Raw genomic sequence first — 19,756 nt, 5'->3', positions numbered from 1 at the left:
GCCTTGAGGTCATGCGGCGATGCAGATGGAAGTTTTGGGCGCCGAACGGCGGCGTCGATGGAGTTATGAGGATAAGGTTCGTCTGATCGAGGAGACGATGCAGTCCGGGCAGACCGTCTGCGGAGTTGCCCGGCGGCATGGGGTGGCTCAGAGCCTGCTGTTCACCTGGCGCCGGCAGGCGCGGCAGGGCCGGCTGGGTGCCGAGGCTGTGCCGGCTATCGTTCCTGTCGCCATCGTGTCGTCGCAGGCTGACGACTTGACGAGGGTGCCATCACCACCGTCGCCATCGCGTGCCGCACCGAGCATGCGGGCCGGAACGATCGAGATCGAACTGGACGACTGCTGCGTGCGCGTCGACCGCGACGTGGACACCGAGGCACTTCGGCGCATTCTCGACCTTTTGAGGCGGCGATGATTCCGATCCCGAGCGACGTCAAGGTCTGGATTGCGACCGGCCACACGGACATGCGCCGTGGTATGCAGAGCCTGGCCCTGATGGTCCAGGAGATTTTGAAGCGAGATCCCCACGCCGGCGATCTCTACATCTTCCGCGGCCGTCGCGGGGATCTGGTCAAGATCCTGTGGCATGACGGAATCGGCTTGTCGCTCTACGCCAAGCGCCTCGACCGAGGAAAGTTCATCTGGCCCTCGGTGTCCAATGGCGCGGTGTCGATCTCGGCCGCGCAGATGGCCTACATGCTTGAGGCGATCGATTGGAGGAATCCGCAGCTGACATGGCGGCCACAGAGCGCAGGCTGAGCAGAGATAGTTGCGGCTTTCCGGTATTTAGGGAGTTCCAACCGGCCTGATCTGTGATTCACTGCGTCGCATGAACGCCGATTGCGATGCTGGACCGGATGACGTCGTCGCCCTGAAACAGGCGCTGGCGGCCGAGCGCGCGAAGGGATTGGAGGTCGCTGCCGAGCTTGCGGCTGCCCGAGCCAAGGCATCGGAAGACGAAGCCCTGATCGCGTCCCAGAAGCTGCAGATCGCCAAGCTGAGGCATCAGATCTACGGGCAGCGGTCGGAGCGTTCATCACGCCTGCTCGAACAACTGGCGCTGACGTTCGAAGAGCAGGAAGCTGGCGCCACCGAGGACGAGCTTGCGGCGGAACGCGCCGCGGCGAAGACCAGCACGGTCCGCGCCTTCACGCGCAAGCGCACCGAGCGACAAACCTTCCCCGAACATCTGCCCCGCGAGCGGGTGGTGATCGAGCCGCCGACGGCTTGCGAATGCTGCGGCAGCAATCGCCTGCGCAAGCTCGGCGAGGACGTGACGCGGACGCTGGAGGTGGTGCCGCGCCAATGGAAGGTGATCGAGACGGTGCGGGAGAAGTTCTCCTGCCGGGACTGCGAGAAGATCAGCCAGGTGCCGGCGCCGTTCCATGCCGTGGCGCGAGGATGGGCCGGGCCGAGCCTGCTGGCGATGATCATGTTCGAGAAGTTCGGTCAGCATCAGCCCTTGAACCGCCAGGCCGAGCGCTATGCGCTGGAGGGCGTGCCGATAGCGCTCTCGACCATGGCGGATGCCGTGGGGTCGGTCTGTGCGTCGCTGGACCCGCTGCTGCGCCTGGTTGAAGCGCATGTCATGACGGCCGAGCGCCTTCATGCCGACGATACGACCGTGCCGGTGCTGGCCAAGGGAAAGACTGACACGGGGCGGTGCTGGATCTATGTCCGGGACGACCGGCCGTTCGGTGGTGCGGACCCGCCGGCAGCGATGTTCTACTACTCGCGCGATCGCAAGGGCGAGCATCCGCAGGCGCATCTGGCGCGGTATGCCGGCATCCTGCAGGCCGACGCCTATGACGGCTATAACCAGCTCTATCTGGCTGGACGCGGCCCTGGACCGATCCGCGAGGCGTCGTGCTGGGCGCATGCGCGGCGCCCGTTCTTTGCCATGGCCGATCTGGAGGAGAATGCGCGCCGCAAGGCTGCGGGCAAGAAGGAGATCCCGCTTTCTCCGATCGCAATCGAGGTCGTGCGCCGGATCGATGCGTTGTTCGAGATCGAGCGTTCCATCAATGGCAAAAGCGCGCAGGAGCGTCTCGAAGCACGGCAGACGCTCAGTCGGCCTTTGACCGAAGACCTGCGGCTCTACATGCAAGAGCAACTCGCCAAGCTCGCCCGGGGGCACGACCTTGCCAAGGCATTCAATTACGTGCTGAAGCGATGGCCGAGCTTCACGCTGTTCCTCGATGACGGTCGTGTGTGCCTCTCCAACAATGCCGCCGAGCGCGGTCTGCGAGGCATCGCCCTAGGTCGAAAATCCTGGCTCTTCTGCGGGTCTGATCGCGGCGGCCGGCGCGCAGCTGCGATGTACAGCCTGATCGTCACCGCCAAAATGAACGGGATCGATCCGCAAGCCTGGCTGACCGATGTCATTGACCGGATTGCCGCTCACCCGTCCCAACGGCTCGACGAACTGCTGCCCTGGAACTGGACGCCTCAGGCCGCAGCGCTCTCCACCCGAGCAGCATGACCACGCACGTCAACAAAGTTCACCACGTCACCACCATCGCCAAGGTTGCCAAGGACCTCGGCGAAGATGAGGAATGGTTGCACGACGTCGCCAGCGAATTGGACATCGAGGATGGCGTCATCTGGGTCTACGGCGGATGCTTACGGTGAGACCTTGCAAAGCCGTTTCGATCTGGGTGATCAGATGCACCCCCTTTCCCTTCCAAGCCACGACCTCTGCCGATCCGTCCGCCTCAAGGATCGCGAGGAGTTCGGTGGTCTTTGCCGAAAGCCAGTCAATACGCCGTCGGACCATTAGCGGAATGGACATTCGATCCTTCGAAGACAGCCTCACGACCTCAGTCCAAACCGAGGGATGCACCCGTGACACAGGGTTCCAGCTTGGCTCGCGTCCAGCATTCATGGGACGATTTGGGATAAATTTGGCAACAGGATTTCCACTGCCTTTCAACACCTTTATACATAGTGTCTGGCGCAGATGTCACGCAGATCGTTTGCGTCAGCCGCGACCGCCGTTTACGGTCTCTGGGATTAATTGAGGATCCATGCAGATGCTTGCCCGTAACCGATCGCTGCCGCCTGAAATCTCCCCGGCGAGCGCGTCGTTAACGGAGACCGTTTGCTGGTCGCGCATGCAGACCGAGGCTGGCCAAGAACTTCAGGCTATCGTCGAGAGGAAGGAGCTAGAACGCTCGGCTGGAAACGGCGTGTTTTGCTGGGGCGTGGGCAATGCGCCTTCCAGATCAATCCCTGAACTTGCCAGGACCGGTACGGATGTCGACGTTGTCTTCTCGATCATGAAATCCCGACCGAAGACGGTTGATGTCGCCCCCAGCCGCCTTCGCATTTGGCGATCTTACTTCGATCATTTTGGCCGGGAGCAGCCCCTGCCGCCGTCCACTCTGATCACGAGTAGAGCCGATGCCGGCACACGGGTGAGGAACGTTCACTATGCATTGATGTGTCGATCTGATCAGAAGCTAAGGCTTGGCGATTTCGGACCGTTCGACCCGAGCGCTTATCGGAATGTTTCCGACACTGCGGGAGCCGTTGGAGCATCGCAAGTTACTGCCCTGCTCCGACGGGTCTCCGACGGAGCGCCCGCTCCAACGTACAAGATAAATCTAAAGGCTAAGCTCGGCCAGGGATATTGGGTTCGACTGGGAGACCCGATCGATCTCACCGCGGATCGACGGTCGATGCTTGAGCGGGTATTGGCCAACCTATCATGTTTGAGCCAGGATGAGTGGCTCCGAATGGTACGCGATATCCGGTCGGGACCTTCAACCGCGACCGAACTTCAGCCAAGGCTGTTCTAGGCTTCCAAAAACGTGTAGAACGAAACAGGAATCACTCACCGACGGGCGGCGACAAAGTGACGGCTGAGTCCGGCAAACTCAGGAAGGATTTGAAAGAAGCCGGCTTGAGCGATCAGGCTATCGACGCCGCTTGGCCAACTTGGTGGAGCGAAGAGGCTGACGGGTCTGCTTCGGCCCGCGCAGAATTGCGGTTCGCACTCGCCCGCAAGCTGGGAGTTTCGCCGAAAGCCCTGTCAGACGATCGCGTAGAATTCGTCTGGCACGATACTGCACGGTTCAAACACTTGTCTGGAGAGGGAGCGGCGCAGAAAGATGCCCTCGCCTCTTTCGGAGTTGCCGTCGCACACCTCCTTCTTCAAGGCGTTCGGGCCCAGCCAATACACCCACCATCGGCGGAAGAGCTTCGTGGTGCAATCCGCGATGGCGGCGCGCCATTCGTCGATCTCATGTCCCTTCTGGCGACTTGTTGGGCATTCGGCATCCCGGTCATCCACCTTCGAGTATTTCCACTCGCCACGAAGGCGATGCACGCAATGGTCGTTGAGACAAACGGGCGCTTCGCCGTCCTCTTGGGCAAGGACGCGCTATACCCCGCGCCGGTGGCCTTCACGCTGGCCCATGAACTGGGACACGCATCGCTCGGCCATCTCAATGGCGCTTCAGCAATTGTAGACCTCGACGATCCGATCGAAAGCGAACAGGAAGACGACGACGAGAAGGCGGCTGACAAGTACGCGCTCTCTCTGCTGACCGGCTCGCCCGATCCTGACATCAGGACCAACATCGATAAGTTCGGCGCACGTCAGCTCGCGGCAGCCGCTCAGGATGAAGGGCCGAAGCGAGGCATCGAACCCGGAACGCTGGCTCTCTGTTACGCCTACCGGACCGAGAATTGGGCTCGGGCCATGGCGGCCTTGCGGTATATCTACTCCGAAAGAAAGCCAGTCTGGCGCGAAGTGAACGGCTTGGCGAACGATCAGATCGACTGGTCCGCCATGAGCGACGACTCCGCGGAGTTTATTCGGACGATCATGGGAACGCCAAATGGCTGAACTTATGCTCGTCGACAACGACGTTCTATTCAAGACGTCGTGCTATGATTTGGCGCCTGAGCTTATTAGCATTTTGGCATGCGGAAGCCGCGACGTAGCCAGTCTTGCACTGGCAAAATTCGTCCTGAAGCGGAAGATCGAGAAGTCAGGCAAGATCGTCGACCGGCAAAGGGCGTCGAAGTCGCTGGACACCGTCCTCGCTTCAATTACTTCCCTTGAACCCGACGATGCTGAGCTCGGTCTAGCCGCGCAGTACGAGGAGCACGCGCTGTCGGCCGGCTACGCGTTTGATTCGGGCGAAAGCCAACTGCTCGCCGTACTAGTCAATCGAGCGGCTAAAGCCATGGTGACGGGCGATAAGCGAGCCATAGCCGCCGCTTGGCGACTGGCTACCGATCTTGGAATCGTGCCCGCGCTCGCTGGGCGCATCGCGTGCTTCGAACAGGTCATGCTCTGCATCTGCGCCAAAAAGGGCGGAGCAGCTGTTGCGGCTTCAGTATGCGCCGAAGCTGCCGTGGACAAGGCAATGTCCATCTGCTTCGGATGTTCGTCGACGTTCGACGAGCAGAATTCAGAAGAGGGGCTGAACAGCTACGTTGAGCACCTGCGGGGCAACAGTGGCGAGTTGCTCGGCGACAACTTTTTTGCCTAGCGAGGATCCCTTAGAAAGACCGAATAGGGGTCCACTAATTCGGCGACTAGGTTTATATTGACGTCGGAGTTTTCTGATTGGTTGGCCAATTCCGGCTTCTCATCCACGAGCAAGCACGCCTTATCCACCCGCCCTTTGATATACCGGTTACCGACGCGGCCAGCATTGGGTCCAACGGCAACGCGAGTCTCATGCAATTTCAGGACGTGGTCCTCCTCCCTGAGGCTCTTGATCATCAAAGCATAGCGCGATCCGAGTACGTTGATGTCTTTCGGTATCTCCTGCCACTTCAACCCATCCACTGAGTATTCTTGAGCTCTCACGGGAGCAGCTTCGTGTTTCGATTCCATGGCCTGCATGCAGAGGAAGATCGGTGCTCCCCTTTTCTGCATGTCCTCGGCGAACGGCTGCACCATAGTCGTTGGATGACAAGTATTGCCGCCGTAGCCCCACATACTGAAGCCGGCCTTTTTTATCTCTTCAGACTTCCGCTTGATGATGTCCGCGAGTGACTCCTGAGCGTGCTTTCCGACCTTCATATAGAGTATGCCCGCACCCGGACGAATGATGGTGGTCATGATTGTCCTTCCAGCAGAATCAACTCGTATTCGTCTTCGTTCGCCATACCGTAATTCAACCGCTTCCTCTCACGGACATAGCGGACGCGCGGAGCTTTCGATCGTCCATAGAAATTGTTGAGCCGCTCCGGCTCCACGATTGGCTTGCTGTCTACGGCCCTGACCTCTCCGGGCACCGCGGATAAAATCAGATTGCAAGACTGAAGATCGGGAGCATTCTCCAGGTGGTACAGATGGAGGCGGGGCATCATCCTCGATACGAAGTAGCCGCTCTCCGCTCCGAAGCGCTGTACCTTGCTCAAGACCTGCTTCGGCCAATCCAATTCCTTGTCATCGGCGATTACAATGATCCCATCACCTCGATAGCCTACCGCCTCCATGCCTCGCTGCGTAAATACGTTGACGCTTTCGCCATCGTTGTGCTGGCCCCACGGCGGATTGGTATAGAACAGGTCGAAAGCGCCGGGTCTCGGAAACGCATCCAGCACGTTGTATAGTTCGGCGTTCAAGTTTTGTATTTCCTCCTTCTCGGCGAAACACCTGATGGCCTCGACGATGCGTTCGTCGAAATCGAAAACGGTAACCGACTTCGGACCGTATTCGGTGATCCCGCAGTGCTTGAAATACGCGATCGAAATGCTGATCGCGTCGCCATCGCCGATAAATGCGACGTTCTTGTCTTCTACTAAATTTGCAACGAATTCCGTCTGCATAACCATGTCGCCGCTCTTCATGTATATCTGATCGAACTCCCGAAGCGGCCTCGGCCGATTTTGGACCACGTCCGAAATCGCGTTCATCGCCATGCGTAGGTCGATTTGCTTTCTTGCCATCTACCCCCCTTCGGCCGACGCCGAAAAAGCGACAAATCAATCATAACGAGCATCCGACTTACGCTTCCCGCGCGAATCCGGCAACCGCGCTGACCGGCAGGACCAGCTAAAATTCACAGTCAGTTGGACTTAGTCTGGCCTATCTGTAACTCGATGCGACTCAGGTTCCGCCCAACGTCATGGAGACTGCGGGGCCCCTAAACTCGATTTCGCCGCTAAGAAAGAAAATTGGCTGCTACTCCTCCCAGACTGCCCGTCGTGCCAGTTTGTCGCATTCCGTCGGGCAAATCCGGCCTTGTGTCGTCGGGCAACTCAGATCGACACTCTTCGCCGTCTTCCGCTCACTGAAGGGGCGTTTCGCGATCGTCACGGACCGTGGAGCGGGAGATGCGGTGGCCGGCTGGGGTCGCAGTGCGCGGTTCGCGTGCGGACGAACGAACCCTGGACGGACGGTCAAGCCGTGTGGTCCCGACACCCCGACGCTGGTGTCTTGGTCGGCGACGATGCCGATGACGGGGGCAAGCAAGCCCGGTCCCCTGGGAGAGCACGGAGCAGCCGTAAAACCCATCGCGCAGGGAAGGCCGGTTGTTCGGCCAATCCTGTGGTGACTGCCGCCTGCTTTTTTTGTTGCAGGCGGGCCATGGGTGCGGCCTGCACCCGGCCTTCCCTGCGCCCTTCTGTTTCGAGGGCGTACCTGAGAGCAAAGCTCGGACGCGAATTCGCGCCGCGAGGCCGAGGAGCCGCGCGTGCATGTCAGAGATAAAGGGTTGAGCGCCGGGGAATGGCGCTCCCTAGGGGAATCGAACCCCTGTTTCAGCCTTGAGAGGGCCGCGTCCTAACCGCTAGACGAAGGGAGCGTGAGGTGAACCGCATAGCCTCGAAATCGCCGCGCCGCAAGACGGAAGACGCAATTTTCATGGGCGATGTTGCGGACGGGTGGTCTGAGCCTGCCTCACGGCGCCTGGAGCTGGGCCATCAGCGCGGCGCCGGAGCTCGCGTCCATGCGATACAGCACGGTGCCGGACATCGCGCCGGAGAGGCCCGACCTTGGGGGCATCAAGGTGCCGCTGCCGCCGGCATAGGCCTGGTTCAGCAGCACCTGGCCGGGCGGGCCATAGGGCGTCGCGCCGAGACACAGATAATAGACCTGCCCGGCCTCGACCTGGATCTCGGTTTCATAGGGGAGCGAGACGCCCGAATTGACCGAGACGTCGTAGGTGCCGGCCGGACGATCGACGAACAGATAGTAGCCGTTGCGCAGCGCGCCGACGGCCTTGCCGGCGACCTTGACGTCGGCGGTGCCCGCCGTGGTGCCCATGGCGCCGACGAGGCCCTTCTCGCGCAGGAAATAGATCCGCGCCATCCGGCCGTCGCGCTGCTTGGTCTGCGGTTCCAGCGCCGACGTGGCGGCGCAGGCGGTCAGCAGCAGCGCCACGGCCAACAGGCTCAGCGCGCGCGACAGATGTCCGGTCATTCCACCCCACTCCGAGAGTTCCCCGGGGGTGTTTAGAGCAGACATGGAACCAGGCGACAATGATACCGGCAGTTGTAGCGCGGCTCCTCGCGCGGGATCGTCTATACGCTGCAAGGCCGCCGCGGTCCGGCTGTCTGTGTCACCTCTCCCCGCACGCGGGGAGAGGTCGGATTGCATCGCCAGATGCAATCCGGGTGAGGGGGGCTCTCCACGGGCACCGGACTCGTGGAGAGCCCCCCTCACCCCAGCCCTCTCCCCGCAAGCGGGGCGAGGGAGCAGACCGTCGTTGCCGCGCCGACCGGGCTCACACGTGGATCGGAGCCGTTTTCGAGTCGCCTGGGCGGACATCGGCCGCCGCGTGGGCTCTCATTCTCCGCCGTCTGCGGCGCTGCCCTGCCCTTACGGCTCGACGGCGAAGCGGAGGCGGCCGGTGGGTTTGAGGGTTTTGGCGTCGAAGGTGCGGATCTCGGTGGTGCCCCCCACATCCAACGTGACCGCCAGTCGGTCGCCGGCGGTGCCGGTGGAAACGATGCGGGCGCCCTTCGGGAGCATGGCGGTGAGGTCCGGGCCCGACGCCGTGCTTCCCTCGCCGCGGAAAAGGCGATAGCCGATGGCGACCAAGAGCACTGCGATCGCGACCGAGGTGGTCACGCCCGCGATCATCATCATGCGCCGCAGCCGCGCCATCAGCTGGGCCTGCTCGGGCGAGGACGGCTCGGGCGCAACGGTAGTATTCATGGACATCTCGACTTCACAATCTCACGGTCTGATGACGGTCATTGTCGCCGGCGACGAAGGCTCGCCGCGGCTCGATCGCGTGCTCGCAAGCCGGCTGCCGGAGCTGTCGCGGTCCCGGCTGAAGGCGCTGATCCTGGCCGGACAGGTGTCGCTTATTAAAGGAAGCCTTGGCGAGGCGGCGATGCGGGACCCCGCTTATCACGTCACGGCCGGCGACACGATCACAATCGACGTGCCCGAGGCCGTCCCGGCCGAGCCCGCCGCCGAGGCGATCCCGCTCACGATCGTCTACGAGGACGACGACATCATCGTCATCGACAAGCCGGCAGGGCTCGTGGTGCATCCCGCCGCCGGGCACGAGAGCGGTACCTTGGTGAATGCGCTGATCGCGCATTGCGGCGCCAGTCTTTCCGGGATCGGCGGGGTCAAGCGGCCGGGCATCGTGCACCGGCTGGACAAGGACACCACCGGGCTGATGGTGGTCGCCAAGAACGATCACGCTCACGCCTCCTTGAGCGCGCAGTTCGCCGACCACGGCCGCACCGGCGCGATGGAGCGCGGCTATCTCGCCTTCGCCTGGGGCCTGCCGCACCGGCCGCATGGCACCATCAATGCGGCCATCGACCGGCATCCGCATGCGCGCGACAAGATGGCGGTGCGGCCGAAGGGCCGCGAGGCCATCACCCATTACGAGGTGATGGAGAGTTTTACCGGCCGCGACGGCAAGCCGGTGGCGGCGCTGATCGCCTGCCATCTCGAAACCGGGCGCACCCACCAGATCCGGGTGCATCTCGCTTATCTCGGGCATCCGCTGATGGGCGACGCCGTCTACGGCCCGCACTTCAAGACCAAGGCGAACCAGCTCGCGCCGGGGGCGCGGACGGCGCTCGAGTCGTTGGGGCGGCAGGCGCTGCATGCGTATCTATTGGTAATCGAGCACCCGCGCACCGGAGAAATTATGCGCTGGGAATCGGAGCTTCCGGAGGATCTTTCTCTTTTGGGAGAGGCGCTCCGAGCGGCGCTATGACGCAGGCCGTTCAGGAAAACGCAAGGATGTCAAAAACTTAATTCGCTCACACGGGGTCGTGACCCCCGGAATCCTTCCACGGGAGGCGAATTTTGGTGTATGTTGCGCCTGCGTCGAATGGTCGACGCATGGAACGTCGCAAACCGGTTGGCTTTAACCAAGTGACCGCTTTGCCTGGCCCGCCGCTATCGGGGGCCTGAACCAACTGGAGGGCGCTCGATGGCCCGTACAGCTACACTACCGGTTCTCAACGGAGAATCCGGCCTTGCTCGCTACCTCTCCGAGATCCGCAAGTTCCCGATGCTGGAACCGCAGGAGGAGTACATGCTCGCCAAGCGTTGGCGCGAGCATGACGACAGCGACGCAGCACATAAACTCGTGACCAGCCACCTCAGGCTCGTGGCCAAGATCGCCATGGGCTATCGCGGCTACGGCCTGCCGATATCCGAAGTCGTGTCGGAAGGCAATGTCGGCCTGATGCAGGCGGTGAAGAGGTTCGAGCCCGAGAAGGGCTTCCGCCTCGCCACATACGCCATGTGGTGGATCAAGGCGTCGATACAAGAGTACATCCTGCGTTCGTGGTCGCTCGTGAAGATGGGCACCACCGCGAACCAGAAGAAGCTGTTCTTCAACCTGCGCAAGGCGAAGAGCAAGATCTCGGCGCTGGATGAAGGTGATCTGCGTCCGGACCAGGTCAAGCTGATCGCGAAGCGCCTCGGCGTGACCGATCAGGACGTGATCGACATGAACCGCCGCCTCGGTGGCGACGCCTCGCTGAACGCGCCGATCCGCGACGACGGCGAAGCGGGCGAATGGCAGGACTGGCTGGTCGACACCTCGCCCAACCAGGAAGCCATCATGGCCGAGCATGAGGAGTACGACCACCGCCGGCAGGCGCTGAACGGCGCGATCGGCGTGCTGAATGCGCGCGAGCGCCGCATCTTCGAGGCGCGGCGCCTGGCCGACGAGCCGATGACGCTCGAGGACCTCGCCGCCGAGTTCGGCGTGTCGCGCGAGCGCGTGCGCCAGATCGAGGTGCGCGCGTTCGAGAAGGTGCAGTCCGCCGTCAAGGGCACCATCGCCAAGCAGGAGGCGGCCGCCCTGGAGGCCGCGCACTAAGCGCGCGGCTTTCGCTTGAAGGTGGTTTTTGAATGCGATCGGAGCCGGCGGAGACGCCGGCTTCTTGTTAGTTGAGGTTAGTCCGGCGCGGCGCGCGCGAGCTCGGCCAGCGCACAGCCCTCGCAATACCGGGCGTCCTTGTAGTCGATCCAGTTGTGCGCATAGATCCGCTCCCGCGGGATCTGATAACGCAACCGGAGCAGCTTCGAGAGGATGCGCCACGCGGCGACCTGGGCCTCAGTGGCAGGCGCGGTGACGTCGGGATAGTTGCCGGCGAACTCCACGCCGATGGAATTGTCGCGCACGACCTTGCGATAGGTGGGGCCGTTGTCGATATAGCGGTTGTCGTTGCGATTGGCGCCGTCGCCATGCAAGGTCACCAAGGTTTCCGGCACCGCCCAATACACCGTGCCGTCGGTCTCCACCCACAGGGTCACGCCGCGCCGTTTCGGGTTTTTGGCCTGCGCCAGCGCCCCGGCCTTCGCCGATCCCGCCGGGCCCTCGGTCTGGTGGACGATGATGTTGGTCCAGGGATGCGCCTGGTGCGGATCGCCCCACGGCGCCAGCCAGACGATCCTCAGGCCCGGGATCTCCGGCGTACCGGAGGCGCGGGCGAGCGCGGCGAGATCGTCGGCCGCCGCAGGAGAGATGAGAAGCAGCGTGAGCGCTGCGCGGAGGGAGAACAGGATCGGCCTCATGGCCAGAGATGCTAGCAGAGCCTACTCCGCCGCGGCATTCTGACGTGGGTGATGCATGGCGATGGCCTCGATCTGGTCGGGCGCCAATGCGGGCGTATCCAGCTCGCCCTGATAGACGGCAAAACGATTCTTGCCGTCCTTCTTGGCCGCATACAGCGCCTGATCCGCCCGCGCCATCAGCCGGTCCGGAAACGCGCCGACCTCGTGAGTCCATTCGGCGACGCCGATCGAGACCTCGATCGGAACGTCGGCCCCGGCGCAGGCCTCCGCGTCCTCGCGGCAAACCTGCAGGATGCGTCGAGCGATCATCGCGCCCTCGCCCAAGCTCGACTGCGGCAGCACGATGCAGAACTCGTCACCGCCAGTGCGGGCGAGCATGTCCCCGGGCCGCAGCCGCGTCTGCGCCATCAAGGTGAAATGCTGCAGGCACGCGTCGCCAGCCGCATGGCCGTGAGTGTCATTGATGAGCTTGAAGCCGTCGAGGTCGATCACCAACAGTGCAAACGGCCGCCCCGAGCGCTCGGCGCGCGCGCATTCCTCGGTGAGCCGCTGCATCAGGTGGCGCCGGTTGGCGACGCCGGTGAGGTCATCGAGCAGCGCGAGGTCGGCGACCTCGTTGCGCAGCCGGTCGACGGCCATCAGCAGAAAGCCGAAATTCAGCGACATCGACAGGAAGATCAGGAGCAGGACCGCGGCGGCCTGGCCGCTGGTCGAATGGCTGAAGGTGAAGTCGGCACCGAGGAAGGCGCCGGCGGCGCGGACCGTGAAGACGGCAACAATCAGGATGGACAGCAGGCCCGCAAGCCGCGCCCCAGGATTGATCGGTCCATGCCGCGCATCCAGCACCAGCCGCGCGATCATCACCACCGGAACGGCCTGCCCGATCGAGTAGCTCAGGATGCGCATCGGGCCGTTGTCGTCGACATACATGAAGAAGGCGATCGACGCGCAGGTTAGCCCCACGACCGCAGCGCTGGACCGCCAGGATGCTCTTCGGCCGTAGAAGCGCTCGACGCCCATTGCAGCCAGGCAGATCGCGAACGTCATCAAGGCTCCGGCGGCCAGCAACAGCAGGAACGAGCCGAAGTAGAAGCGTCCGAGCGCGAACAGCGCGGCCGGCGCGCACATCAAGGCCGAGGCCGTCCAGTAGCGCGCCGAATCCAGATTGGGATAGCTGCGCATCACGTAGGCCCAGATCAGGCCGAGCGCGAGGAAGTTGACCACGAACGCGGTCCACAAGGTCGGAACGTTCAGCATTCCAACCGCGGGACAACGCTAGTCCCGTCCTCGATGTTCAGCAAAGCCGCGCTCATGACCTTCCCTGTGGCTCGCGGTAAGATGAGCGCCGCGCACTTAACGGTTCCTCAATTCCTCCATCAAGATTGCGCCTTGGTTTTGAATCAATGAAGACATCATTCGCCGGACGTTAACCCTGCTCTCATGGCCCGTGCGAACGGCGCACGCGGACCGGGGTCTCAGCGAGCTGTGGATAAGCGTGAGCGCACTGGTGACAGAATGAGGCAGAGCTTCGCGAATCTGCTGGGATCAATTCCCGAGGCTGATGCATAGCTGGCCTGCGCCAGCGAAGGCCTCGAAGTCGCGTTGCAATCCATCAACTCCTGACGAGGATTCCATGGCGAAGAAGGCGAAGAAGGCCGCGAAGGCGACCAAGAAGGCGGCGAAGAAGACCAAGAAGGCCGCCAAGAAGAAGTAGTTGCTCTCCCCGGGTGGGAGCGCGGCTTCCACCCGGTCTCTGCGCTCTCCCCTGCGACTCCCTCCGCCCTTCGTTCTTTCTGAAATAGGATGACCGCTCCGCAGGTCAAGAGCTCCGGAACGGCGATTGTCTTCTCACTCTCCCAGCCTCCGTTGCAGCTCGGGTGCGCGCTCGAGCGTGACCTCCGCCTCGCGCAGCACGTCGAGCGGTGCCCAGGGCTTCGCCCAGAACTTCGCATCACCCGGCAACGGCTGCGACAGCGGCCGTCCCGACGTGACCACGATGTTGATGTGCGGATGCCGCGCCCGCGCGATGTGCGCGAGCTCCACACCGCTCATGCGGCCGGCAAGATTGACGTCGGTCATCAGCAGCACGACGCGGTTGCCGGGCTTGTTCAAGACCAGCTCCGCCGCCTCGGCACTCTCGCACGCGATCACGTCGTACTCGCTCTCCTCGAGCAGCAGCGAGATCATCTCGCGCTGGGTAGGATCGTCCTCCACGATCAGCGCCGTGGCGCGGAACGGCTGCGACTGTCCCATGCAAAACCTCCAAAAAACGTGCCTTCCCATTTGCAGTCTGAGTTAAAAGCAAAGCCGGCAGATGGTTCGGTTCCAATGCGAAAAAGTGACGCAAGGTGATCGGGCCATTTGGAACGAGAGCCGGAACCGGCATCGAAGGGGCAGGATGCGACAATGACGACAATCAACAAGGCGGCCGCCGCCATCACGGGGGCAGCCAGCGGCATCGGCCGCGCACTGGCGGTGGAGTTGGCCGCGGGAGGATGCGATCTCGCACTCGCCGACCGCGACGAAGCCGGCCTCGCGAGCGTCGCCGCCGAACTCGCCGCCTCCGGCCGCAAAATCACCACGCACCGGCTCGATGTCAGCGATGCCCAGGCGATCGCGCAGTTCGCCGCGGATGCGACCGCCGCCCATCCCGGCCTCAACATCGTCGTCAACAATGCCGGCGTCGCGCTGTTCGGCGCGTTCCATGAGATCGACCAGACGGAGATCGAATGGCTGTTCAACATCAATTTCTGGGGCGTCGTGCACGGCAGCCGCGCCTTTCTGCCGCATCTGGCGCGACAGCGCGAAGCGCACATCGTCAATTTGTCCTCGATCTTCGGCATCATCGCGCCGCCCGGCCAGTCGGCCTATGCGGCGGCGAAGTTCGCGGTGCGCGGGTTCTCCGAGAGCCTGCGTCATGAGCTCGCCATGGCGAACAGTCCGGTGAAGCTGTCGGTCGTGCATCCCGGCGGTGTTGCCACGGCGATCGCGCGCAACGCCCGCGCCGGCCACGGCATGACTGACAATGCGCGCCGCGTGCAATCGATCGAACGCTTCGAGCGGCTCGCCAAGACGAGCCCGCGCGACGCCGCGCTGCGCATCATCCAAGGCATCGAGCGCAACGAGCCGCGCATCCTGATCGGCGGCGATGCGCGCTTCATGGATCTGCTGCAGCGGGTCATGCCCGGCACCTATTGGAAGGTGATGGCGAAGCGGCTGGAGAAGGCGGCCGCGAAGGACGGCGCGAGCTGAGAGGCGAGCAAAAGCGGTCTCGCGGCGCGGAAGCGTCCGAGTTGTCTTCATTGGCTGCCCTCGGATATGGAGGGCGCAGGGAGAGCCAGGCCTCGGCTGAGGCCTGCGGCCCGCGTGCAACAAGAAAAGCACGCGGCGGTTACCACAGGTTCAGCCGGACAGACCCGGCCCTCCCTGCGCAACGGGTTGACGCCTTATACGTGGTCTCCTTGGTGCGCCGGGCTTGTTGGCCACCATGCCCACGCGAAGCGAAGCTTCGTCGTGAGTTGACACCAGCGTCGGGGTGCCGGGACGCCACGATTTCGGCGTGCGCATCGCTCCGTTCGTCGGCGCGACCAAAGCCACGCTGCGGAGCTCTACGCCCATCGCATCCAACGGCCCACGCCTCGTGACGATCGCGAAACGCCCCTCCGGCGGGCCGGGACGGCGACAAATGTGCGGCTGATTTGCCCGACGTGACAAGGGCTGATCGTGCGACAAACTAACACGACGGGCAGTTTGCGCATGGCGGGCATGTGCCCGGCTCTCTCGCGTCATCCGCGATCAGATTTGCACTCGCCTGAGTCGTCATGGCCGGGCTTGTCCCGCCTGCGCGGCCGAAGCCGCTCCGGCGCGGCGAAGGCCTGGCCATCCACGTCGTTTGGCACGCGGGGAAGCAGGAGGATGCCCGGGTCAAGCCCGGGCATGATTGAGCAACTGATTGATACGATCGTTCGTGGCGCTCGCCCTGTTTATTGTATAGGTGGCCCCGCCTCTGCGCGGCATAACAGAGTGGGAATGAGAGCGCCCCTACCTGCCCATCAACTGATCCGCGTAGTAGCCGATGGTCTTGCGGTAGATCACCGCCCTGTTCCACTCGCGCATCGCATCGAAATTCGCCGAGCCCTCGTCGTAGGGCTGGCCCATCTTGAATCCGTTGCTGTGCAGCAGGTTGGCGGTGGAGGCGAGCACGTCGGCGGTGGAGTGGCGCAGATCGACGCGGCCGTCACCGTCGAAATCGACGCCGTATTTGATGTAGGACGACGGCAGGAACTGGGTCTGGCCAATCTCGCCGGCGAAGGCGCCGATCAGGTCGCGCAAGCTGAGATCGCCGCGCTCGACGATCTTCAGCGCGGCCAGCAGCTCGGTCTGGAACAGCTCGGTGCGGCGGCAATCATGCGCGAGCGTGGCGAGCGTGCGGATCACCGGCAGCTTACCCATGTCGCCCTTGCCGAAATCGGTCTCGAGTCCCCAGATCGCAACCAGGATCTGGCGCGGCACGCCGTATTGCTGCTCGATCTTCGACAGCAGCGCCGCATGCCGCTGCAGCATCGCGCGGCCGCCATTGATCCGGCCGGCGCCGACGCGGGTCGAGACGTACTGCTCAAAGCTCTTGTTGAAGGTGTAGCGCTGGCGGCGGTCGAAGGCGAGCACGGCCGGATCGAGCGTCACGCCGGACAAGGCCTGGCTGATCGTACCGGCCGAGACGCCGGCGCTCTGCGCCTCCGCGGAGAAGCTCGAGATGAACGTATTGAAATCCCCGCCGCAGCGCGCGGCCTGCGCGGAGCTGGTAGCGACACAGGCGGAGAGCGAGGCCGCGAGCAGCACGGCAAGACGACGCAGGAGCATGCGGGATCCCTGATTTCATGCAATGGAGGGCGATCATGCCATGGCGGAAAGCGCGGCGTCAAAATAGGGGCGGAGGATGTGGCGATCGGCGCATTTGCAGAAATGGCCCAGACGCTCAATCATCTCGTCATGCCGGGCATCGCTCCAGCAATCGCGCCGCGGGCGAGCCGGGTGTTAATGCGCCCTCGCCCCCAAGGCGAAGCGAAGCTTCGCCAAGGTGGGAGAGGGCATGTAGGACAGCGCAGCAAGCTCGGTTGGGTGAGGGGTCTCTCTCCGCAAGTGTCGCTCGCGGAGAGAGACCCCTCACCTAACCGCATGCTCGGACAGGCCGCACATGCCCTCTCCCACCTTGGCGAAGCTTCGCTTCGCCTTGGGGGCGAGGGCACTGTATTTGGCAGCGATGTTGCTGAGGCAGAAGGGATAGGCCCCCCTTGATCCTCGTCAATACCACGCCATGCTCACTTCCTAATCTCCCGCGCAAAAGGAGACGACGCCATGATCGGGATTACGCTGACTGCCGACCAGATCCGTTCGGCGCCACCGGAGGTGCGGCGCTGGATCGAGCATCAGGTGCTGGCCGGCCTCGGGCTCGGCCCGGAGACGCCGCCGGCGCCGAGCCTGCCGGTGCAGGGCGCGCATCTCGTCGCCTGCACCAATGACGATGCCACGAAGATCCTGGCGCAGATCCAGGGCGTGCTGCCGGCGATGAACGTGTTCTTCGAGTTCGGCCGCCCCGGCATCGCGCTGGGGCAGCCGCCGGTGATGATCTATCGGCTGATCGACATCCTGCATCACACGCGGCTGCAGAACATCGGCCAGGTGATGGCGTCGCTGGAGATGATCAACAAGGCGCTGATCGAGACCCGCAAGGATCCGTCGGCGCGCTTCTGCGGCTTCGACCATGAGGGCCACTGCCTGATCGCACCGGAGACGCAGCGCGCGATCGCCAGCGTCTGGCAGGGCGTGATCGCCAAGCAGCACGGCGTCGCCGAGGGCGAGGCGGCCTGAAGCTGCGCGACGCGGCGATCTGCGCGCCTGTGCCAAAACGAACCACGGTCAGGTCGGCTCAGCCATGCCTCTCCCGGGCGGCTCCGGCCTTGAGCGGGGCGTGATCGATGCTACGATTCCGCTGTCGTACACGATCCCAACGGAGATCGCCGATGCCGCCCCACCAGCGCCGACTGCTGCAATCGCCTCTGTTCCGCCTGCTCGCGATCAACCTGGCGCTCGGGCTCGTGATGGCCCTGGTTCTGGTCGGCGGCCTGCTGGTGCTCGATCCCTGGGGCCTGCGCCACCTGATCTTCGCCGACCATTCGCCGGGCGTCGCCATCGGGCTGCTGCTCGGCTCGTTCTTCGTCACCTTCGGCTCGACCGCGATGGGCACCGCGATCATGGCGCTCGGCCGCAGCGACGATGAGGATGGTCCGCGCGGCGGCACGCGGGTGCATGCGCGGGTGAAGGTGCGCGGGCGTTAGAGCCGAGGTGCTGCTCCCCGCTCGGTGCGCTCCCCTCCCCCTTGCGGGGAGGGGTTGGGGGTGGGGGTCTCCGGGCGCTGAACTTAGTGAGGCGCAGTAGACGATAAAGGTCCACTCACGCGAGATGCTCAGCGAGAATCAGTGCTCGGCAGCGTAAGCGGGACTCGTGGACCCCCCACCCCCGACCCCTCCCCGCAAGGGGGAGGGGAGCACACCGGTCTCGTGGCGAGAGCCCTGGCTCAATGAGCGCGCCTCACCAATGCCCCTTCCACTTGTTCCAGGCGAACAGCCCATCCGCAAACCGGTCGTAGCCGAAGCGCGTCAGCGGACGCACCAGGCGGTTGCCGAGCAGCGTCGCAATCCAGCCCTCGCCCGGCGTCAGCTTCCACAGCAGCAGCGCGACGTCGGCGCCGGTGATCAGCTGGCCATCCTCGTCGGTCGCATGCAGGCGGCGGCGGACGTCGTCGACGTCGGCACCGAACGCGGCCAGCGCCTGCGGCTCCTCGTTGATGTCCTTGAACGCGACGCGGCCCGACTTCACCAGCGCCAAGAGCTTGTTGCGCTGCCAGTCGATGCCGGCGTCGCAGACCGGGCAGCGCGTGTTGTACCAGATGGTGAGTTGCGGCATCGACATCGGCGTCCCGGAAGGCGGCTTTCATCAGGCTGACATGGAATCGGGCGCATGGGGGCATGCCGATCCGGCAAAATCGAGGAGCCCGAATGTGGCCGCAGGCTAGGCAAAAGGGTAGGAAAACCGCCGCACGATCCCCATATCAGGCTGGTCTCAGCGGGCACGCACCGCGCGCCCCGCGCGATGCGCTCGCCCCCGAGCGGAAGACGCGAGGCATCGGTGCCATCGCTGCCCTGCCCGGCTTGAGCCCTTAACCATTCTCTTCAGCAAAATCGATGAGCAGACCGGCGCATGGCCTCGTTGACGCCGCGCTCCTGATCCTGGAAAAGCCCCCCATGGCAAAGAAACCCGGCTCCAATCCCAAAGGCGAATTCGCCTTCTTCAACGTCACCTATGAGGACGGCTCGCAGCGCTCAAACCGCCGCGTCCCGGCCGAGCTGCTCGGCGGCCTCGACGGCGACGAGCCCGCGCGCGGCTTCATCATGGAGCAGGACCGCGACATCGCCGAGAAATCCGGCCGGCCGCCCCTGGCGATCAAGTCGCTGGAGCGGGTTGGCGCGAAGAAGAAGTAGCGGCCGCCGCCGCCCTGGACCCGGCTGCCGTAGGGTGGGCAAAGCGCGCAGCGCGTGCCCACCATCAGCAGCCCGCCGCGAAGCTCGGTGGGCACGGCGCGCGACACTGGCGCCAGCCTCGCCACCGTGCGAGCGCCTTTGCCCACCCTACGGAAGCGCCACCACGCGGCTGTCTTCTTGCGCTCGCGGAGAGACCCCTCACCCAACCGCGTACGAGGATCTGCCGTACATGCCCTCTCCCACAAGG

General features: G+C 63.7%; 22 protein-coding genes and 1 tRNA gene. 13 read left to right on the top strand and 10 right to left on the bottom strand.

Annotation, left to right across the window (positions count from 1 at the left end):
- Positions 1 to 25: 25 nt before the first annotated feature.
- From BRAD285_RS03835 to BRAD285_RS03815, 6 genes are all read left to right on the top strand, one after another.
- Positions 26 to 415: a transposase gene (locus tag BRAD285_RS03835; protein WP_157681650.1), complete on the top strand. Its 390-nt coding sequence runs from the start codon at positions 26 to 28 to the stop codon at positions 413 to 415.
- Positions 412 to 759, top strand: a complete 348-nt coding sequence (gene tnpB / locus BRAD285_RS03830; RefSeq protein ID WP_006613318.1) for an IS66 family insertion sequence element accessory protein TnpB — start codon at positions 412 to 414, stop codon at positions 757 to 759. The genes BRAD285_RS03835 and tnpB overlap by 4 nt, the downstream gene beginning before the upstream one ends.
- A gap of 70 nt (positions 760 to 829) precedes the next feature.
- Positions 830 to 2,482, top strand: coding sequence for an IS66 family transposase (locus BRAD285_RS03825; protein ID WP_157681655.1), 1,653 nt, complete (start codon positions 830 to 832; stop codon positions 2,480 to 2,482).
- Entirely contained in the window at positions 2,479 to 2,631 is a 153-nt protein-coding gene (locus BRAD285_RS35135) for a hypothetical protein (protein ID WP_157681654.1), read from the top strand. The genes BRAD285_RS03825 and BRAD285_RS35135 overlap by 4 nt, the downstream gene beginning before the upstream one ends.
- Positions 2,632 to 3,856: 1,225 nt before the next feature.
- Positions 3,857 to 4,852: an ImmA/IrrE family metallo-endopeptidase gene (locus BRAD285_RS03820; protein ID WP_139020576.1), complete on the top strand. Its 996-nt coding sequence runs from the start codon at positions 3,857 to 3,859 to the stop codon at positions 4,850 to 4,852.
- A complete protein-coding gene (locus BRAD285_RS03815) occupies positions 4,845 to 5,504 on the top strand; it encodes a hypothetical protein (RefSeq protein ID WP_006610222.1) in 660 nt (219 codons plus the stop codon). Before BRAD285_RS03820 ends, BRAD285_RS03815 begins: the two co-directional genes overlap by 8 nt.
- Here BRAD285_RS03815 and BRAD285_RS03810 read toward each other — a convergent pair.
- From BRAD285_RS03810 to BRAD285_RS03790, 5 genes are all read right to left on the bottom strand, one after another.
- Positions 5,501 to 6,082: a hypothetical protein gene (locus BRAD285_RS03810; RefSeq protein WP_006610221.1), complete on the bottom strand. Its 582-nt coding sequence runs from the start codon at positions 6,080 to 6,082 to the stop codon at positions 5,501 to 5,503. The two genes, BRAD285_RS03815 and BRAD285_RS03810, sit on opposite strands and share 4 nt — an antisense overlap.
- Entirely contained in the window at positions 6,079 to 6,915 is an 837-nt protein-coding gene (locus tag BRAD285_RS03805) for a bis-aminopropyl spermidine synthase family protein (protein ID WP_006610220.1), read from the bottom strand. Before BRAD285_RS03805 ends, BRAD285_RS03810 begins: the two co-directional genes overlap by 4 nt.
- Positions 6,916 to 7,697: 782 nt before the next feature.
- Positions 7,698 to 7,772 (bottom strand) — tRNA-Glu (locus tag BRAD285_RS03800).
- A 95-nt stretch (positions 7,773 to 7,867) separates the two neighbouring features.
- Complete coding sequence (locus tag BRAD285_RS35130) at positions 7,868 to 8,389, bottom strand: DUF2846 domain-containing protein (protein WP_035645019.1); 522 nt, start codon at positions 8,387 to 8,389, stop codon at positions 7,868 to 7,870.
- 399 nt (positions 8,390 to 8,788) lie between these two features.
- A complete protein-coding gene (locus BRAD285_RS03790; protein ID WP_006612263.1) occupies positions 8,789 to 9,127 on the bottom strand; it encodes a hypothetical protein in 339 nt (112 codons plus the stop codon).
- Between the two features lie 31 nt (positions 9,128 to 9,158).
- Between BRAD285_RS03790 and BRAD285_RS03785 the strand changes: the two genes are divergently transcribed.
- Both BRAD285_RS03785 and rpoH read left to right on the top strand, forming a co-directional pair.
- Positions 9,159 to 10,154 (top strand): RluA family pseudouridine synthase, encoded by a 996-nt coding sequence (locus BRAD285_RS03785; protein ID WP_035646581.1) that lies wholly within the window; start codon positions 9,159 to 9,161, stop codon positions 10,152 to 10,154.
- A gap of 219 nt (positions 10,155 to 10,373) precedes the next feature.
- Positions 10,374 to 11,273, top strand: a complete 900-nt coding sequence (gene rpoH, locus BRAD285_RS03780; RefSeq protein WP_006612261.1) for an RNA polymerase sigma factor RpoH — start codon at positions 10,374 to 10,376, stop codon at positions 11,271 to 11,273.
- 77 nt (positions 11,274 to 11,350) lie between these two features.
- Here rpoH and BRAD285_RS03775 read toward each other — a convergent pair whose 3' ends face one another.
- Positions 11,351 to 11,971: an N-acetylmuramoyl-L-alanine amidase gene (locus BRAD285_RS03775; protein ID WP_006612260.1), complete on the bottom strand. Its 621-nt coding sequence runs from the start codon at positions 11,969 to 11,971 to the stop codon at positions 11,351 to 11,353.
- A 21-nt stretch (positions 11,972 to 11,992) separates the two neighbouring features.
- Positions 11,993 to 13,228, bottom strand: coding sequence for a diguanylate cyclase domain-containing protein (locus BRAD285_RS03770; RefSeq protein ID WP_006612259.1), 1,236 nt, complete (start codon positions 13,226 to 13,228; stop codon positions 11,993 to 11,995).
- A gap of 304 nt (positions 13,229 to 13,532) precedes the next feature.
- Here BRAD285_RS03770 and BRAD285_RS36045 point away from each other — a divergent pair, with 304 nt between their 5' ends.
- Positions 13,533 to 13,685, top strand: a complete 153-nt coding sequence (locus BRAD285_RS36045; protein ID WP_175345159.1) for a hypothetical protein — start codon at positions 13,533 to 13,535, stop codon at positions 13,683 to 13,685.
- Positions 13,686 to 13,819: 134 nt separating this feature from the next.
- Here the strand turns inward: BRAD285_RS36045 and BRAD285_RS03760 are convergent, their stop codons facing one another.
- Positions 13,820 to 14,224, bottom strand: coding sequence for a response regulator (locus tag BRAD285_RS03760; protein WP_006612257.1), 405 nt, complete (start codon positions 14,222 to 14,224; stop codon positions 13,820 to 13,822).
- A gap of 153 nt (positions 14,225 to 14,377) precedes the next feature.
- Between BRAD285_RS03760 and BRAD285_RS03755 the strand changes: the two genes are divergently transcribed.
- A complete protein-coding gene (locus BRAD285_RS03755; protein WP_006612256.1) occupies positions 14,378 to 15,223 on the top strand; it encodes an SDR family oxidoreductase in 846 nt (281 codons plus the stop codon).
- 789 nt (positions 15,224 to 16,012) lie between these two features.
- Here the strand turns inward: BRAD285_RS03755 and BRAD285_RS03745 are convergent.
- Entirely contained in the window at positions 16,013 to 16,831 is an 819-nt protein-coding gene (locus BRAD285_RS03745) for a lytic murein transglycosylase (RefSeq protein ID WP_006612255.1), read from the bottom strand.
- A 495-nt stretch (positions 16,832 to 17,326) separates the two neighbouring features.
- Between BRAD285_RS03745 and BRAD285_RS03740 the strand changes: the two genes are divergently transcribed.
- Both BRAD285_RS03740 and BRAD285_RS03735 read left to right on the top strand, forming a co-directional pair.
- The gene (locus BRAD285_RS03740; protein ID WP_006612254.1) at positions 17,327 to 17,839 is read left to right on the top strand and encodes a hypothetical protein; all 513 of its coding nucleotides are present in this window, start codon (positions 17,327 to 17,329) and stop codon (positions 17,837 to 17,839) included.
- Positions 17,840 to 17,991: 152 nt separating this feature from the next.
- Entirely contained in the window at positions 17,992 to 18,306 is a 315-nt protein-coding gene (locus BRAD285_RS03735; protein WP_006612253.1) for a hypothetical protein, read from the top strand.
- Between the two features lie 253 nt (positions 18,307 to 18,559).
- Here the strand turns inward: BRAD285_RS03735 and BRAD285_RS03730 are convergent, their stop codons facing one another.
- Positions 18,560 to 18,934: a thiol-disulfide oxidoreductase DCC family protein gene (locus BRAD285_RS03730; protein WP_006613600.1), complete on the bottom strand. Its 375-nt coding sequence runs from the start codon at positions 18,932 to 18,934 to the stop codon at positions 18,560 to 18,562.
- 338 nt (positions 18,935 to 19,272) lie between these two features.
- On the opposite strand from BRAD285_RS03730, the gene BRAD285_RS03725 reads away from it, so the two are divergent.
- Entirely contained in the window at positions 19,273 to 19,509 is a 237-nt protein-coding gene (locus BRAD285_RS03725; protein WP_006613601.1) for a hypothetical protein, read from the top strand.
- Positions 19,510 to 19,756 lie beyond the last annotated feature (247 nt).

Source organism: Bradyrhizobium sp. ORS 285 (assembly GCF_900176205.1).
Lineage (GTDB): Bacteria > Pseudomonadota > Alphaproteobacteria > Rhizobiales > Xanthobacteraceae > Bradyrhizobium.
The sequence above is the reverse complement of the archived record's forward strand: the minus strand, read 5'-3'. Positions and strand labels throughout refer to the sequence as shown.